Annotated in this window: 16 protein-coding genes; 6 read left to right on the plus strand and 10 right to left on the minus strand. The window is 72.8% G+C overall.

Annotated elements, in window-relative coordinates; all coding sequences use genetic code 11:
• Nucleotides 1-66: 66 nt before the first annotated feature.
• Nucleotides 67-786 carry a DNA alkylation repair protein gene (locus BLU82_RS21395; protein WP_092623090.1) on the plus strand — a complete coding sequence of 240 codons (720 nt, stop codon included), beginning with the start codon at nt 67-69 and terminating at the stop codon, nt 784-786.
• Here BLU82_RS21395 and BLU82_RS21400 read toward each other — a convergent pair.
• On the minus strand, nt 764-1,606 hold the full coding sequence (locus BLU82_RS21400) for a phosphoribosylaminoimidazolesuccinocarboxamide synthase (RefSeq protein ID WP_092623091.1): 843 nt from the start codon (nt 1,604-1,606) through the stop codon (nt 764-766). The genes BLU82_RS21395 and BLU82_RS21400 overlap by 23 nt on opposite strands.
• Nucleotides 1,607-1,758: 152 nt before the next feature.
• On the opposite strand from BLU82_RS21400, the gene BLU82_RS21405 reads away from it, so the two are divergent.
• From BLU82_RS21405 to BLU82_RS21415, 3 genes are read left to right on the plus strand one after another with little or no spacing between them, the layout of a single operon-like run.
• A complete protein-coding gene (locus BLU82_RS21405; protein ID WP_197682377.1) occupies nt 1,759-2,274 on the plus strand; it encodes an RNA polymerase sigma factor in 516 nt (171 codons plus the stop codon).
• Nucleotides 2,267-3,049 carry a hypothetical protein gene (locus BLU82_RS21410; protein WP_092623093.1) on the plus strand — a complete coding sequence of 261 codons (783 nt, stop codon included), beginning with the start codon at nt 2,267-2,269 and terminating at the stop codon, nt 3,047-3,049. Before BLU82_RS21405 ends, BLU82_RS21410 begins: the two co-directional genes overlap by 8 nt.
• A 48-nt stretch (nt 3,050-3,097) precedes the next feature.
• Entirely contained in the window at nt 3,098-3,778 is a 681-nt protein-coding gene (locus BLU82_RS21415; RefSeq protein ID WP_092623094.1) for a hypothetical protein, read from the plus strand.
• Between the two features lie 9 nt (nt 3,779-3,787).
• Here the strand turns inward: BLU82_RS21415 and BLU82_RS21420 are convergent, their stop codons facing one another.
• Together BLU82_RS21420 and BLU82_RS21425 are read right to left on the minus strand one after the other, a co-directional pair.
• Nucleotides 3,788-5,119 carry an Nramp family divalent metal transporter gene (locus BLU82_RS21420; RefSeq protein WP_092623095.1) on the minus strand — a complete coding sequence of 444 codons (1,332 nt, stop codon included), beginning with the start codon at nt 5,117-5,119 and terminating at the stop codon, nt 3,788-3,790.
• A 75-nt stretch (nt 5,120-5,194) separates the two neighbouring features.
• Nucleotides 5,195-5,884 carry a GntR family transcriptional regulator gene (locus BLU82_RS21425; RefSeq protein ID WP_092623096.1) on the minus strand — a complete coding sequence of 230 codons (690 nt, stop codon included), beginning with the start codon at nt 5,882-5,884 and terminating at the stop codon, nt 5,195-5,197.
• Between the two features lie 89 nt (nt 5,885-5,973).
• Here BLU82_RS21425 and BLU82_RS21430 point away from each other — a divergent pair, with 89 nt between their 5' ends.
• Nucleotides 5,974-7,410, plus strand: coding sequence for an FAD-dependent oxidoreductase (locus BLU82_RS21430; protein ID WP_092623097.1), 1,437 nt, complete (start codon nt 5,974-5,976; stop codon nt 7,408-7,410).
• An 82-nt stretch (nt 7,411-7,492) separates the two neighbouring features.
• Here the strand turns inward: BLU82_RS21430 and BLU82_RS21435 are convergent, their stop codons facing one another.
• The 3 genes from BLU82_RS21435 to BLU82_RS21445 all read right to left on the minus strand — a co-directional run bounded on the left by BLU82_RS21435 (nt 7,493) and on the right by BLU82_RS21445 (nt 9,646).
• Nucleotides 7,493-8,776 carry an RNA polymerase sigma factor gene (locus tag BLU82_RS21435; protein WP_197682378.1) on the minus strand — a complete coding sequence of 428 codons (1,284 nt, stop codon included), beginning with the start codon at nt 8,774-8,776 and terminating at the stop codon, nt 7,493-7,495.
• 2 nt (nt 8,777-8,778) lie between these two features.
• Nucleotides 8,779-9,132: a YciI family protein gene (locus BLU82_RS21440; protein WP_092623098.1), complete on the minus strand. Its 354-nt coding sequence runs from the start codon at nt 9,130-9,132 to the stop codon at nt 8,779-8,781.
• 118 nt (nt 9,133-9,250) lie between these two features.
• The gene (locus tag BLU82_RS21445) at nt 9,251-9,646 is read right to left on the minus strand and encodes a cupin (protein WP_092623099.1); all 396 of its coding nucleotides are present in this window, start codon (nt 9,644-9,646) and stop codon (nt 9,251-9,253) included.
• A gap of 99 nt (nt 9,647-9,745) precedes the next feature.
• Between BLU82_RS21445 and BLU82_RS21450 the strand changes: the two genes are divergently transcribed.
• On the plus strand, nt 9,746-10,348 hold the full coding sequence (locus BLU82_RS21450) for a TetR/AcrR family transcriptional regulator (RefSeq protein WP_092623100.1): 603 nt from the start codon (nt 9,746-9,748) through the stop codon (nt 10,346-10,348).
• Nucleotides 10,349-11,160: 812 nt separating this feature from the next.
• On the opposite strand, the gene BLU82_RS21455 is transcribed toward BLU82_RS21450, so the two are convergent.
• From BLU82_RS21455 to BLU82_RS21470, 4 genes are all read right to left on the minus strand, one after another.
• Entirely contained in the window at nt 11,161-12,267 is a 1,107-nt protein-coding gene (locus tag BLU82_RS21455; RefSeq protein ID WP_092623101.1) for a PP2C family protein-serine/threonine phosphatase, read from the minus strand.
• Between the two features lie 66 nt (nt 12,268-12,333).
• Complete coding sequence (locus BLU82_RS21460; RefSeq protein WP_092623102.1) at nt 12,334-13,173, minus strand: Fpg/Nei family DNA glycosylase; 840 nt, start codon at nt 13,171-13,173, stop codon at nt 12,334-12,336.
• Nucleotides 13,174-13,350: 177 nt separating this feature from the next.
• On the minus strand, nt 13,351-13,830 hold the full coding sequence (locus BLU82_RS21465; RefSeq protein ID WP_092623103.1) for a ribose-5-phosphate isomerase: 480 nt from the start codon (nt 13,828-13,830) through the stop codon (nt 13,351-13,353).
• Between the two features lie 20 nt (nt 13,831-13,850).
• Entirely contained in the window at nt 13,851-14,459 is a 609-nt protein-coding gene (locus BLU82_RS21470) for a DsbA family protein (RefSeq protein WP_092626110.1), read from the minus strand.
• Nucleotides 14,460-14,481: the final 22 nt, after the last annotated feature.

The following is a 14,481-nucleotide window of genomic DNA, read 5'->3' on the forward strand; positions in this document are numbered from 1 at the left end:
ATAGCCCGCGGATTAGCCCTACCGGGCGACGAAGGCGACGCCGCGGTTGCCCGGCTACGATCCGGTATGGCCGACCTCGACGCCGCGGAGTTCGAACGACGGCTCCGCGAGCACCAGTCCGACGACGAGCTGCGCAAGATCCAGCGCTACTTCAAGGACGGCACCAGCGGCGTCTTCCTCGGCGTGCGCATGGGGACGGTGTTCGCGCTGGCCAAGGAGTTCATCGAGCTGCCGCCGGCCGAGCTGGAGCGGCTGCTGGAGTCCGACGTCCACGAGCTGCGGGCGGGCGCGTTGAGCGTCATGGACAAGCAGGCCCGTCGCAAGCGCACGCCACCGGACCGGCGCCGCGAGTTGTACGAGCTCTACCTGCGCCGGCACGATCGCATCGACAACTGGGACCTCGTCGACCTCGCGGCGCCGCACGTCGTCGGCGGGTACCTGGCCGACCAGCCGCGCGACGTGCTGTACGAGCTGGCGCGGTCGCCGAACCGGTGGGAGCGGCGCACGGCGATCACCGCGACGGCGTACTTCATCAGGGCCGGCGACGTCGGCGACACGTTCGCGATCGCGGAACTGCTGCTGGACGATCCCGAGGACCTCGTGCACAAGGCGACCGGCGGCTGGTTGCGCGCGGCCGGCGACCACGACCGCGACCGGCTGCTCGCCTTCCTCGACCGGCACGCCGCGACGATGCCGCGGGTGATGCTCCGCTACGCCATCGAGCACCTCGAGCCGGCGCAGCGCGAGCACTACCGCGCAGCGGCTACGTCCAGGCCTGGCCGGTGATGCGCTCGTACATCTCGATGTAGACGGCGCGGGTCCTCTCGACGATCTCGTCCGGGACGGCCGGGCCGGGCGGGGTCTTGTCCCAGGTGCCGAGGTCCTGCGCCCAGTCGCGCACGACCTGCTTGTCGTAGGAGACCTGACGCCGGCCCGGGGCCCACTGCGACGCCGCCCAGAACCGGGACGAGTCGGGCGTGATGACCTCGTCGGCAAGCAGCAGCGTGCCGTCGGGGGCCAGGCCGAACTCGACCTTGGTGTCGACGAGCAGGATGCCGCGCCGTTCCATCAGTTCCGCCGCCCGCCGGTACAGCGTCAGCGTGAGGTCGCGCAGCCGCGCCGCCACCGGCGGGCCGACCTGCGCCTCGACCTCGGCGTACGTCATGGGCTCGTCGTGGCCCAGCTCGGGCGGCGTCTTCGTCGTCGGCGTGAAGATCGGTTCCGGCAGGCGGTCGCCCTCGACCAGGCCGGGCGGCAGTTCCACCCCGGACACCGCACCGGTCTCCTGGTACGACGTCCAGCCGGAGCCGGCGAGGTAGCCGCGCGCGACGCACTCGACCGGGACGATCTCGACCTGACGGCAGCGGATGGCCCGGCCGCGCCACTCGTCCGGCACGTCGTCGGCGGAGACGACGTGGTTCGGGACGACGTCGGCGAGCTGGTCGAACCACCAGAGCGAGAGCGACGTCAGCACCTTCCCCTTGTCGGGGATCGGCGTCGGCAGCACGACGTCGTAAACCGAGACGCGGTCGGACGCCACGAGGATCACCTCGCCCGGCCGGTCGGAGTAGACGTCGCGGACCTTGCCCTTGTGAAGAAGCTGCACGGCGCCGTTCTAGCACAGCCGGGAACCGCGGCGGCCCGCGCGGTGTATGAACGGCAGAACGACGACACGAGGACCGAACCATCGCCGACGAGACCGAGCAGGCCGCCATCGCCCGCGTACGCGCCGGAGACGCCGACGCGTACGCCGTCCTCGTGCGCCGGCACGCCGCCGACGCGCGCCGGCTCGCGGTGGTGGCGGGCGCCGGCCCTGACGCCGACGACGTCGTCCAGGTGGCGTTCGTCAAGGCGTACCGCACCATCGGCGGCTTCCGCGACGGCGCCCCGTTCCGGCCGTGGCTGCTGCGGATCGTGCTCAACGAGGCCCGCAACAATGCGCGGGCGGCCCGCCGGTACCGGGCGACGGCGGACCGGTCCTTCCTGCTCGACGTCGCGACCACCGGCTCGGCCGACGACGACCCGGCCGCGACGGCGCTGACGGGCGAGCGGCGGACGGAGCTGGTGGCGGCGCTGCGGTCGCTGCCCGAGCCGCAGCGTCAGGTCGTCGTCTGCCGCTACCTGCTCGACCTGGACGAGGAGGAGACGGCGACGGTGCTCGGCTGGCCGCGCGGCACGGTGAAGTCGCGGCTGCACCGGGCGCTGCGCCGGCTGCGGACCGAGCTGGCGCCGGCTCCGGCCCGCACGCCCACCCAGGAGGTGGACCATGGATGACGCCCTCGAGCGCGAGCTGCGCGCCCTCGGCCGGTCGGCCGCCACGGCCATCGACGACGCCGGGCCGGCGCCGGACGCCGTGGCCACGGCCGTCCTGAACCGCCTCCCCGCCGCTCCGACGCCGGCCTGGATCGCGCGGATGCGGCGTATCGCCGGGCGGGTCGCTCGGTGGCCGTGGGGCGACGGCCTGGGGCGCCGGCTCGCCGTCGTCGCCGTCGCGGTGCTGGTGGCGCTGGGGCTGACGGCTCCGGTGCGGGCCGCCGTCGGCGAGTGGCTCGGGATCGGCGCGGTCGCCGTCCGGCCCGGCCCGTCGCAACCGTCCGCGTCAGCGCCGCAGCCGGCGCCGGCAGGGCTCTCGCTGGGCGCGGCGGCGGAGCGGACCGGGCTCGACCCGGTCGTGCCGCCGGTCCTCGGCCCGCCCGACGGCGTCGAGGTGTCGGCCGACGACCGCGTGCTGTCGCTGACCTGGGGCTCCGGGGGCAGCACCGTCCGGCTCGATCAGGTCGCCGACCCGCTGTCGCCGGTGTATCTCAAGACGGCGGTGCTCGGTTCGACGGCGTCGACGCTCACCGTGGCCGGCCGGGACGCGTGGTGGTTCGGCGTGCCGCACGACCTCGTCCTGCTGGCGCCGGACGGCAGCGAGCGGACCGAGTCGGCGCGCATCGCCGGCCCGACCCTCGTGTGGGTCGACGACGGCGTGACGTTCCGGCTCGAGGGCGTCGGCGACCGCGGCCGCGCCGTCGACATCGCCGCGTCGGCGCTGGGAACCGGCTGAGCCCGGCCGGTGTAGTCGAGGCAACGACCCCGACCACCTGGAGCCGTCATGCGTCTCGTCCGCCCGGCCGCCGTTCTCCTCGCACTCGGCGCCCTCCTGTTCGCCGCCGCCCCCGCGCCGGCCGGTGGGCCGACCAGCGTGCTGCTGGTGTCGCCGTCCACCGGACGTACCGCGTCGCTGCACACGACGAACGCGGCGTACACGACCCTGATGTCGCAGCTCGTCGTCGAGCCGGTGGCGGAGCGACCCGGCCTCGTGCCACCCACCGGCGGCGACGAGATCGTCGTCACCTGGATGATCCACGACGTGCAGCCGTGGCGCGTCGACCGCATCACCTTCGACGACGACGGCCGGCCCGAGTGGATCCATACCTCCCAGTCCATGGGCCGCGGCCCGATCGAGGCGGGCGGCGACGGGATCTGGCACCGGCCCGCCGACGTCCACGTGCTCGACGAGCTCCTCACCGACCTCGGGATGACGGGACGGACCGGGCCGCGGCCGGCGGAGGAGGACCCGGACGGCGCCGCCGTGGCCGCCGCGGGCGGGGGCGGCTCCGGGGCCGGCGGGTCCGAGGGCGGCGCATCCCGCGACGCGGCGACGTGGGCGTTGCCGGCTGTGGCCGGCGGGATCGTGGTGGGCGTCCTCGGCGACCGGTGGCTGCGCCGGCGGCGTGGCGGCGCCGACGGCGGTCGCTGGCAGCTCGTCGACGCCCCCGGCCCATCGGCCTGACCCGGCGGCCTAGAAGAAGATCCCGGCGATCGCTTGGTACGACGCCCAGATGCCGATGCCGCCGACGACCACCAAGGCGGCCGTCGTCCACCACCGATTGACGTAGGCCGGCAGGACGAACCTGCTGCTGGACGTCAGGATGATCACCGCGAGGATGATGACCGGCGCGGCCACCGCGGCCAGGGCGTTGACGAAGATGGTGAGCTCCACGAACGAGGGCATCGCCGGTATTGAGAACATGACCGGCAGGACGAGCAGGAACCCGCCCTGCAGCCACCGGAACGAAGCCCGCTTCTCATAGTCGGCGCTGGAGAGCTCGTCCGGGTCGTCGGCGCGAGACCGGAAGGTGTGCGCCGCCCCGTCCATCAGGAGCTTCGTCTGGCCGTACGAGTACGCCGGGAACGTCGTGAAGGTGATGAAGAACAGGCCGATCCAGAACAGCACCTCGCCGATCTGCCCGATCGTGTTGCCCAGCAGCATCGCCAGCGCGTCGACGTCGTCGATGGCGCTGCCCGCGACGTCGGCCTCCGCCGCTGTGACCCAGATGGCGAGGTTGATCAGGAGGATCACCATGATGCCGACGAAGAGGTCGATCAGCTGGATCCTGCGGTGGCCGGGAGTGAGCCAGCCCTTGTCCTGCAAGAAGTAGTTGTACATCAGGTTCGTCGTCGATCCGCCGACGCCGCCGATCAGCGCGGCGACGATGACCAGGCTCTCGATGCCGCCCTTGCTCTCCGGGACCTGGAACGCCAGCCCCTCCACGAAGGCCACGGGATCGAAGCCCTGGATGAGGGCGACGGCACCGAAGCTGCCGAGCAGGATGACCGCCGCGGCACGCGCCGTGAACTCCAGGGTCGCGTACTGGCGTCGGGTGAACAACAGCACCAGGGTGACCGCCACCAGCCCGGCCACCGAGAGGAACACGCCCCATTCGGAGTCACCCGGGCGCCCGATGAGGGCGTAGAAGGCGGTGCCGGCGCCCTTGAGGATGTACGTCGCGTAGCCGAAGCCGAGGATGAACGCGCACAGCCCGACGATGAACGGCAGCGGCCGCCAGATGCGGGCGAATCCCTCCATGATCGAGCTGCTCGAGCTGTTGTTGCACAGGACGTACTTCGCGATCGCGGCGACGAACACGTACCGGGCCAGCAGCGACAGGACCAGCGCCCAGATGAGGACGTACCCGTAGTCGGCGCCGGACACCGACGACGCGACGAGGTCGCCGGCGCTCATCCATGCCAGGGCCATCACGACGCCGGGGCCCAGGGAGCGTAGGTGGCCTCCGAATCCTTCGGGCACTGGGGCGGTGCGTACTCCGGATTCGGTGGCTGCCATGTGCATCACTACTCCTCGTTGAGTGCTGCTCCGGATTCGGTCACTGCTGATCGGGCCCCTGACGAGTCGGCTGGACGCACCTCACGGCCGGGGCGGAGGACTGTCACCGGCCAGGTGCGAGCGCAGGAAGCCGGCCCAGGTCGCGACGTGGGTGCGCATGGCGTGCTCGGCGCCGTCGGGGTCGCCGCGTCCGATCGCCGCGGCGATGGCGAGGTGCTCCTCCGCCGCCCGCCGCGCCCAGGCCGGCGACGCGTGTCCATAGGTCAGGCGGCGGCACAGCCGCACGCGGTCGTGGATGGTCGCCATGAGCTCGATCACCGTGGCGTTGCGGCTGCCCCGGGCGATGGCGTCGTGGAAGTCGTTGCCGAGTGCGGACTCCTCGTCCGGGCTCATCGTGATGGATCCGTCGATCAGGCCTTCGAACTGCGTCACGAACGGGGCGAGGAGGGTCTCGTCGGCTCGCTCCGCGGCCAGCCGTGCCGCCATGCCCTCCAGCGCCTCGCGCGCCTGGTACAGGTTCTGCATGTTCGCCGCGCTGAACTGGCGCACCTGCGCGCCGCGCTGCGCGACGATCGACACGAGGCCGTCGCGCTCCAGTTGCCGGAGCGCCTCGCGCACCGGCACCCGGCTGACGGCGAGCTCCTCGGCGATCACCCGTTCGGGAATGGGCTGCCCAGGCTCGTAGCGACCGTCGAGGATCCGCGTGCGCAGCTCCTGACGGATGGCCTCGAACTTGCGTGTTCCGGCGTCGGCGCCGCTGAGGTTGCTCACGGCCGGCCCCGGCTCGCGAAGTGGTATACCAACATCGCGTCATGGTATACCTAGGTCACATCGAGTCAAGACCTTGACCTTCACCGACGGTGAACGCGCTGCTCACGTCCATGGGCGAGGTCGCACGGGGCTACGGAGAGGAACCCATGGAGCATCTCGGCGAGTACGACACCATCGTGGCCGGCGCCGGAGTCACGGGCATCGTCGCCTCCGTCGCGGCGGCGCGGGCGGGCGCCCGGGTCCTGCTGGTGGAGAGCAGCGGCATCCTCGGCGGTCTCATCACCGGCGGACGCCTCACCAAGCCCACCGGCATCGTCCAGCCCGGCGTGTACCTCGACCTGATCGAGCGGGCGGCGGCCTACGGCGGCGCCGACCCCAACGTGCAGGAGTCGCACTGGGGCACGTACAGCGGGGTATTCGACACCGAGGTCATGCAGCGCGTCATCATCGAGACGCTGGAGGAGGCCGGTGTCGAGGTGCTGCTGTTCGCCCACGTCACCGGCGCACTGCGCGAGGGCGACCGGATCCGCGGCGTCGAACTGCACACGAAGGCCGGGCCGTGCCTGGCCACCGCCGCGACCGTCGTCGACGCCAGCGGCGACGGCGACGTCGCGGTGCTGGCCGGCGCCGACTCCATGTACGGACGCCCCGGCGACGGGCACGTTCAGCCCATGACCAGCTACTTCCGCATCCTGAACGTCCAGTTCGCGGAGTTGGCGCAGGACTGCCGGGACCACCCCGGCGACATCCGTGAGCTGGTGATTCCGGAGGGAGCCGGTCAGGACAACGAGGACTACGTCCTGAAGTTCTACATGGCCGGCTTCGAGCAGCGCATCGCCGACGCCCGACGCGACGGGTTCGACTGGATCATCCCGAAGACCCACCTGCACATGAAGGCCGGACTGCTGCCCGGCGAGCTCAACGTCAACGCCACTCGCGTGCAGGGCAACGCCCTCGACCCCCGGACCCGCACCCGGGCGGCGATCGAGGTGCGCAAGCAGGCCTACTGCGCGTTCGACTTCCTGAAGCGCTACGTCCGTGGCATGGAGTCGGCCATCTTCCTCGACGTCGCGCCGGTGCTCGGCGTCCGCGAGACCCGCCGCATCTCGGGCGACTACGTGCTGACGGAGGACGACGTGCGCGCCGAAGCGCGGTTCCCCGACGCCATCGGACTGTCCAACGCTCCCCTGGACATCCACGAGCCCGGCGGCGAAGGCGGCGCGATGATCGGCGTCGGCAGCGGCTACGGCATCCCCTACCGGTGCCTGTTGCCTCGCGGCGTGGACGGCCTGCTGGTCGCCGGCCGTTGTCTGTCGGTCGATGCCGGCGCGTTCGCCTCGACGCGCAACACACCGGCCTGCGCGATCACCGCCCAGGCGGCCGGCGTCGCCGCGGCCGAGTGTGCGCGGCGCGGCATCACGCCCCGGGCGCTGCCGCCGCAGGTCGTCCAGGAGGCACTGGCCGCGATCGGCGTCTCGCTCGGCACCGACGCGTCCGATCGCGCAGTCGCCGCGGCGGCGTCCTGATCATCGTCGCGCCGGAACCGGTGGACGTGGTGCCGGCGCCGGGACCACACGACGGCGGTGCGCCGGCGTCGTCGGTCAACGGTCAGGGGCCGCCGGGCCGGCCGAGGCGCCGTTCCGCGGCGGTGAGGCAGCGCAGCAGGAACGCCCGTTCGGCGTCGTTCCCGCACAGCTCGAGCGCCCGCCGGTAGGCGGCGACCGCGTCGGCCGGGCGATCGAGCCGGTCGAGCAGCCGGGCGCGGGCGGCGTGCAGCGGATGGAAGCGGTCCAGCGCGCCGCCCGCCGCCAGTTCGTCCAGCAGATCCAGTCCGGCCGCCGGGCCGTGCGCCATCGCGACGGCGACGGCGCGGTTGAGGTCGACGACCGGCGAAGGAGCGGTGGCGCGGAGAACGCCGTACAGGCCGACGATCTGCGGCCAGTCGGTGGCGGCCGCCGTCGGGGCCTCGTCGTGGACGGCGGCGATGGCGGCCTGCAGCGCGTACGGACCGGGCGGCCGGTGCCGCAGCGCGTCGAGCACCAGCGCCTGACCCTCGGCGATCTTGGCCCGGTCCCAGCGAGATCGGTCCTGGTCGTCGAGCAGCACGAGGTCGCCGGCGTCGTCGACGCGGGCGTCGCGGCGGGCGTCGACCAGGAGGAGCAGCGCCAGCAACCCGGTGACCTCCGGTTCGGCCGGGAGCAGGCGGTGCAGGATGCGCGCCAGCCGGATCGCCTCGTCGGCCAGCTCGGGGCGCAGCAGCGCGGCGCCGTTGCTGGCCGCGTACGCCTCGGTGAACACGACGTACACCACGCTGAGCACGGCCGGCAGCCGCCCGGGCAGCTCCGTCGCCGACGGCACGCGGTACGGGATGCCGGCCACGCCGATCTTCTGCTTCGCCCGCACCAGCCGCTGCGCCATGGTCCCCTCGGGCACCAGGAACGCCCGCGCCACCTGCGCCGTCGACAGCCCGGCGAGGTAACGCAGCGTCAACGCGACCCGCGCGTCGGCGGCCAGCGCGGGATGGCAGCAGGTGAAGAACAGCCGCAGGCGGTCGTCGCCGATGACGTCGGGCCCGGCGTCGCCGGCCGGTTCCGAGAGCCGGGCCAGCTCGTCGCGCTCGGCCTCGACCTTCAGCACCGCCAGCTTGGCCGCGTAGTTCTGCCGCCGTCGCAGGACGTCGACCGCCCGCCGCCGCGCCGTCGTCAGCAACCACGCGCCCGGCCGCTCCGGCACGCCGTCGACCGGCCAGCGCTCGACCGCCGCCGCGATGGCATCGGCCGCGACCTCCTCGGCCAGGTCGAAGTCGCCGACCCAGCGGACGAGCGTGGCGAGCAGCCGGCCCCACTCCTCGCGGAAAACCGCCTCGGCGGGGTCGGCCGCCCACCCGTTCACCGTCAGCCCTGGTCGAACACCGTGATCGGGCGGATCTCCATGGAGCCGTACCGCGACCCGGGGCACTTGGCGGCCCAGTCGAGCGCGGTGTCGAGGTCGGGCACGTCGACCAGGTAGTAGCCGCCGAGCACCTCACGGGTCTCCGCGAACGGCCCGTCGGTGACCACCCGCTCGCCGTCCTTCACCCGTAGCGTGGTGGCGGTGGACGTCGGCTCGAGCGCGTTGCCGTCGACGTAGACACCGGACTTGCGGATGGCTTCGTCGTACGCGAACCACTCGGCCATCTCGGCGTCGATCTGGCTCTGGGCCGGCGCCTCGGTGGCCGGCTCGCTGTAGATCAGCAGCAGGTACTGCATCTCGGTCCCCCTTCGAGGGTCGTCGCGGGCGGCCCGGTGCCGCCCTCACCATGACGACGAACGGCGACTGCCCTCATATACAACACCTCCCCACCGACAACGGGAACGTCTTCGGCCGTCAGCTCGTCGCGGGCTGGAACTCGGCCAAGCGGCCGGCGTACGGCGAACTCTCGGTGGCCGCGAGCCAGTGCGGATGCGAGACATAGACCACCTCGCTCTCCTCGTCGGCGCGGTAGACGAGGTCGGTGCCGGCGCGCAGGTAGATGACCTCGCCGGCGGCCGCGGTGGTGACGGTGCCGCCGCTCTCGACACTGAACCGGCCGCGGGTGACGACCAGCGCCTCGTCGTACGAGACCGTCCAGGGATTCGACTCACCCGCGCCGTAGCGGGCGAAGCCGACGGTCATCGCGGCATCGTGGCGCTGGTCGATCGCGTCGGCCAGCTGCAGGTTCTGATCGAGGCGGCGGAACCATTCGAGGTCGTCGCCGCTGGTCGCCTTCGTCACGCCGGACATGTCGCGCTCCTTTTTCTGTAGTGGTTGCTACACAATAAAACAGTGGCGGCGGGTGGCGTCAAGTGGTTAATGTAGTGATCGACACAGAAAGGAGACTGGATGGGGCGCGGGCGACCACGCAGCTTCGACCGCGACGTGGCACTCGACGACGCCATGCGGCTGTTCTGGACCCGCGGTTACCAGGACACGTCGATCGCCGACCTCACGGACGTGCTGGGCATCGGCTCGCCGAGCCTGTACGCCGCGTTCGGTTCCAAGGCGTCCCTGTTCTGCCAGGCGGCCGACCGCTACCAGGACGGCGACGGCGGGCGGCCTGGCGTGGCGTTGGCCGAGGCGCCGACGGCGCGCGGCGGCGTCGAGGCGCTGCTGCGCGAGAACGTCGCGTTGTTCACCCGGCGCGGCGGGCCCCGCGGCTGCCTACTCACCCGGGCGACGCTGAGCTGCCCGCCGACCGACTCGACGGTGCTCGCGTACCTGGAGCGCAGCCGGCGGGATCGGCTGGCGGTGCTGCGGACGAGACTCCGGTCCGCCGCGGCCGACGGCGAACCACTGCCGTCCGACGACGTCGACACGCTGGCGCAGTACTACGACGCGCACGTGCAGGGGCTCGCGGTACGGGCGTTGGAGGGGGCGAGCCGGGCGGCGCTGCTGCGCACGGTCGATCTGACGATGGCGGGGTGGGACGCGCTGGCCGGCCGGTGAACGCCTGGTACGGCAGCACTCCGCGCGACGTGCGGGGCGCGAGGCTGAGGCATCCGCCGGCGACACCGGAGCCGAGGCCGCCGCGACGCTGCGCGGGTACGGGGCACGGCCGACCACACCAGCCCGCAGGCCGGCCCAGGGCCGGCGGGCAGGAGAGTTGGCGCTGCGGGTGGTGACGAGGATGCCAACGGTTGGCGCTGACGTCACCCCGCGTCGCATGGGGCAGGCCGCTCCGGGGCGGGCGCTGGCTGGGTGTGGCAGCGGACGAGGTCGAGCAGCAGGTGTCGCCACAGTTGGGTGCGGTCGGTGGGCACAGCTGACCACGATCAGCCCGCAGGCCCGCCCCGGGCCGGCCGGCGGGCAGGAGAGTTGGCGCTGCGGGTGGTGACGAGGATGCCAACGGTTGGCGCTGACGTCACCCCGCGCGAACGAGGGCCGGCCGCTCCGGGGCAGGCGCTGGCTGAGTGCGGCCGCGGACGAGGTCGAGCAACAGGTGTCGCCACAGTTGGGTGCGGTCGGTGGGCACAGCTGACCACGATCAGCCCGCAGGCCCGCCCCGGGCCGGCCGGCGGGCAGGAGAGTTGGCGACGCGGGTGGTGACGAAGATGCCAACGGTTGGCACTGACGTCACCCCGCGCGAACGAGGGCCGGCCGCGGCCTGGCCAACACCCGGGGCGCGGGGCCATCGGGGCGCGAGGACGCGGGGCCACCGAGCCCGGGGCCACCGGGGCGCCGGGCCGCAAGGGAGCAGGGCCGCAAGGGAGCAGGGCCGCAAGGGCGCGGGGCCGCTCAGCCCTACGCGGCGAAGCAGCTCAAAACGTCCGCCACAACAGCAGCAGGGCGCGATCGTCCGCGTCGGACGAGGCGACGGCGTTGATGAGCTTCTGGGCGCCGCCGTCGAAGCCGCGCGCCACCAGGCGCTCGGCCTCGCCCTGGAGCTTGTCGATGCCGTCGGAGAGGTCGCGCCGCGGCGCTTCGACCAGTCCGTCGGTGTAGAGCATGAGCGCGTCGCCGGGGCGGAGGCGGCCGGTGACGGGCTCGTAGTGCTTCTGCTCGTAGACGCCGAGCAGGCCACCCTCGGTGTCGAGGGTGGCCCAGCGGCCGGAGCCGGCGTGGAAGTGGATGGCGGGTGGATGGCCGGCCGAGCGGACCTGGTACTCGCCGGTGGTGAGGTCGACGACGAGGTGGACGGCGGTGGCGAAGCCTTCGGGCCAGCGCTGCCGCAGCAGATAGGCGTTGGCGGCGGGCAGGAACTGGTCGGGCGGCAGCGAGCCGAGCAGCCCTCCGAACGCGCCGGACAGCAGCAGCGCGCGGGTGCCCGCGTTGTGCCCCTTGCCGGACACGTCGACGAGGGCCAGTTCGAGGTCGCGGCCGTCGGTGGAGCGGGAGGCGACGGCGAAGTCGCCGGAGAAGCTGGAGCGTTCGGCGGCGTGGTGCTTGAGGTCGATCTGCCAGCCGCGCCCGAGCTGCGGCATGCGGCCCTGGGCGGCCAGCCGGTCACGCAGGTCGACGAGCATCGACTCGCCCATGGTGCCCTGCAGGCCGAGCCGCGCCCGCGACCGCGCGAGACCGAGCGAGACGACGGCGGTGATGCCGACGACGACGGTGACGGCGAGGAAGGTCTGGCCGCCGCCGATGACGACCCCGCCGGCGAGGAGGCAGAACGCGACGGCGCCGACCAGCCAGGCCAGCGCCCGCGGCGGCACGAACAACCCGCCGAACAGCAGCGGCAGCACGAGGGCGATGGCCGGCACGATCGACTCCCACTGCACCATCGACAGCCCGAGCAGCAGGGTGGAGGCGAGCAGAACGGCCATGACGACGGGCTCGCGGAGGAGCCGTCGCGTCAGGGCGCTGGCCGGACGCCCGCCGAAGAACGCCCCGGCAAGCCCGAGCACGCCAGCCGATCGGGTCGTCACACGGAGGACCCTAGCGGCAAAAAGAGCGTGGGAGGAAGATCACACAGAATTGCCCGTCAGGGCGCGTCAATGCTGGCAGTTCGGGCACCAGAACAGGTTCCGGGCCGCCGCTCTTCCGGCCGCGACCGGCGTGCCGCAGACGAGGCACGGCTGCCCCGTCCGCCGGTAGACGTACACCTCGCCGCCGTGGTCGTCGACGCGCGGCGGACGGCCCATCGCCTCGGGCTCGTGCTCGGGCCGGACGGTGTCGATGCGGCCGGTCTTCACGCCCAGCTCCATGAGCCCGACGAGGTCGGCCCAGATCGAACGCAGGACGGGCTCCGGCACGGACGCGCCGGTCCGGGCGGGGTCGACACCCGCCCGGAACAGCGACTCCGCGCGGTACACGTTGCCGACGCCGGCGACGACGGCCTGGTCCATGAGGAGGACGCCGATCGGCGCCCGGCTGCGCCCGATGCGCTCCAGCGCCCGCCCCGGATCGTCGCCGCGCAGCGGGTCCGGCCCGAGCCGGGCGGCGACGGCGTCCTTCTCGGCGTCGCCGACGACCTCGCACCGGGTCGGCCCGCGCAGGTCCGCGTACCCGGACCCGGCGGCCGCGCGCCCGGCGGCCGCGGCCCCGGCCACCAGCCGCATCCGCACCTGACCGACGACCGGTCCGGCCGGCGGGGCACCGGAGAAGACGTCGAACTTCCCGTACAGCCCGAGGTGCACGTGCACCCACCGCCGCCCGGCGAAGCCGATGAACAGGTGCTTCCCATGCGCCTCCGCCCGCGACAGCACGGACCCGGAGACGACGGCGGCGCCGGCCGCGAACCGGCCCTGCGGACTGGACACGCCGACGACCCGTCCGCCGAAGGCGCGGGTCACGTCATCGGCCAGACGGTGGATCGTATGGCCCTCGGGCACGTACCGTCCTTCCTGTGAGCGATCGCGAGAAGGGCGTCCGCAAGCTCGACCAGGTCGACCGGCGCTCCCAGGTCGGCGTGTCGCGGGCCATGCGGGCCCGCGACGTGTCCCGCCCGGCCCCCGGCGACATCGAGGCCGCGCTGGAGCGCATCGGGAAGACGCCGCTGCCGCCGCGGTCTAGTCGGCCGGCGCCGGCAGCGGAGGAAGCTCGCCGTCAGCCTCGTAACGGCTGAGCATGGCGATGCGGCGGGCGTGCCGCTCGCTGCCGGAGAACGGGGTGTCGAGGAACGTCCGCACGAACGTCGCGACGTCGTCGAACGGGTGCATGCGGGCGCCGACGGCCAGCACGCGGGCGTCGTTGTGCTCGCGTGCCAGCCGGGCGGTCTCCTCGGACCACGCCAGCGCCGACCGGATGCCCTTGACCTTGTTCGCGGCCATCTGCTCGCCGTTGCCGGAGCCGCCGATGACGACGCCCAGGCTGCCGTCGTCGGCGGCCACGCCCTCGCCCGCCCGCAGGCAGAACGTCGGGTAGTCGTCCAGCTCGTCGTAGACGAACGGGCCGTGGTCGACGACCTCGTGGCCGCCGTCGCGGAGCAACTCGACGAGGCGGTTCTTGACCTCGTATCCGGCATGGTCGGAGCCGACGTGGACGCGCATGGGCGTCAGTCTGCCGTACGTCAGCCGAAGATGGGCTCGCGGGTGCGCGTCCGCTTGAGCTCGAAGAAGCCGTCGTACGAGGCCAGCGCCCGCACGCCGTCCCAGACGCGGCCGGCCTCGTCGCCGCGCGGCGCGGGCGACATGACCGGGCCGAAGAACGCGTAGCCCTCGACCGCGAGGACGGGCGTGCCGACCTCGGTGCCGACCTGGTCCATGCCGGCGTGGTGGCTCTCCTTCAGCGCGGCGTCGTACTCGTCTGAATCGGCGTACTCGGCCAGCGACGCCGGCAGGCCGACCTCGGCCAGTGCCTCGGCGATGACGACCGACCGGTCCTCCTGGCCGCCGAGGTGGAACCGGGTGCCCATGGCGTCGTAGAGCGGCTTCACCCACTGCTGGCCGTGCAGCTCCTTCGCCGCCGTGATGACCCGCACCGGCCCCCAGCTGTCGGCCATCAGGCGGTTGTACGTCTCCCCCAGGTCACGCCCCGCGTTGAGGTACGACAGCGACATCACGTGCCACGTCACCTCGACCGGCCGGACCCGTTCCACCTCCATCATCCAGCGCGACGTCATCCACGCCCACGGGCAGATCGGGTCGAACCAGAAATCGACCTGGGTGGTCTCGCTCATGCTGTTGCCCTTCATCACAATT

Source organism: Jiangella sp. DSM 45060 (assembly GCF_900105175.1).
GTDB lineage: Bacteria > Actinomycetota > Actinomycetes > Jiangellales > Jiangellaceae > Jiangella.

Coding starts and splice junctions, on each gene's coding strand:
- BLU82_RS21395 (WP_092623090.1), top strand. CDS start 67: ATGGCCGACCTCGACGCCGCGGAGTTCGAACGACGGCTCCGCGAGCAC.
- BLU82_RS21410 (WP_092623093.1), top strand. CDS start 2,267: ATGGATGACGCCCTCGAGCGCGAGCTGCGCGCCCTCGGCCGGTCGGCC.
- BLU82_RS21415 (WP_092623094.1), top strand. CDS start 3,098: ATGCGTCTCGTCCGCCCGGCCGCCGTTCTCCTCGCACTCGGCGCCCTC.
- BLU82_RS21420 (WP_092623095.1), bottom strand. CDS start 5,119: ATGCACATGGCAGCCACCGAATCCGGAGTACGCACCGCCCCAGTGCCC.
- BLU82_RS21440 (WP_092623098.1), bottom strand. CDS start 9,132: ATGCAGTACCTGCTGCTGATCTACAGCGAGCCGGCCACCGAGGCGCCG.
- BLU82_RS21445 (WP_092623099.1), bottom strand. CDS start 9,646: ATGTCCGGCGTGACGAAGGCGACCAGCGGCGACGACCTCGAATGGTTC.
- BLU82_RS21450 (WP_092623100.1), top strand. CDS start 9,746: ATGGGGCGCGGGCGACCACGCAGCTTCGACCGCGACGTGGCACTCGAC.
- BLU82_RS21465 (WP_092623103.1), bottom strand. CDS start 13,830: ATGCGCGTCCACGTCGGCTCCGACCATGCCGGATACGAGGTCAAGAAC.
- BLU82_RS21470 (WP_092626110.1), bottom strand. CDS start 14,459: ATGAGCGAGACCACCCAGGTCGATTTCTGGTTCGACCCGATCTGCCCG.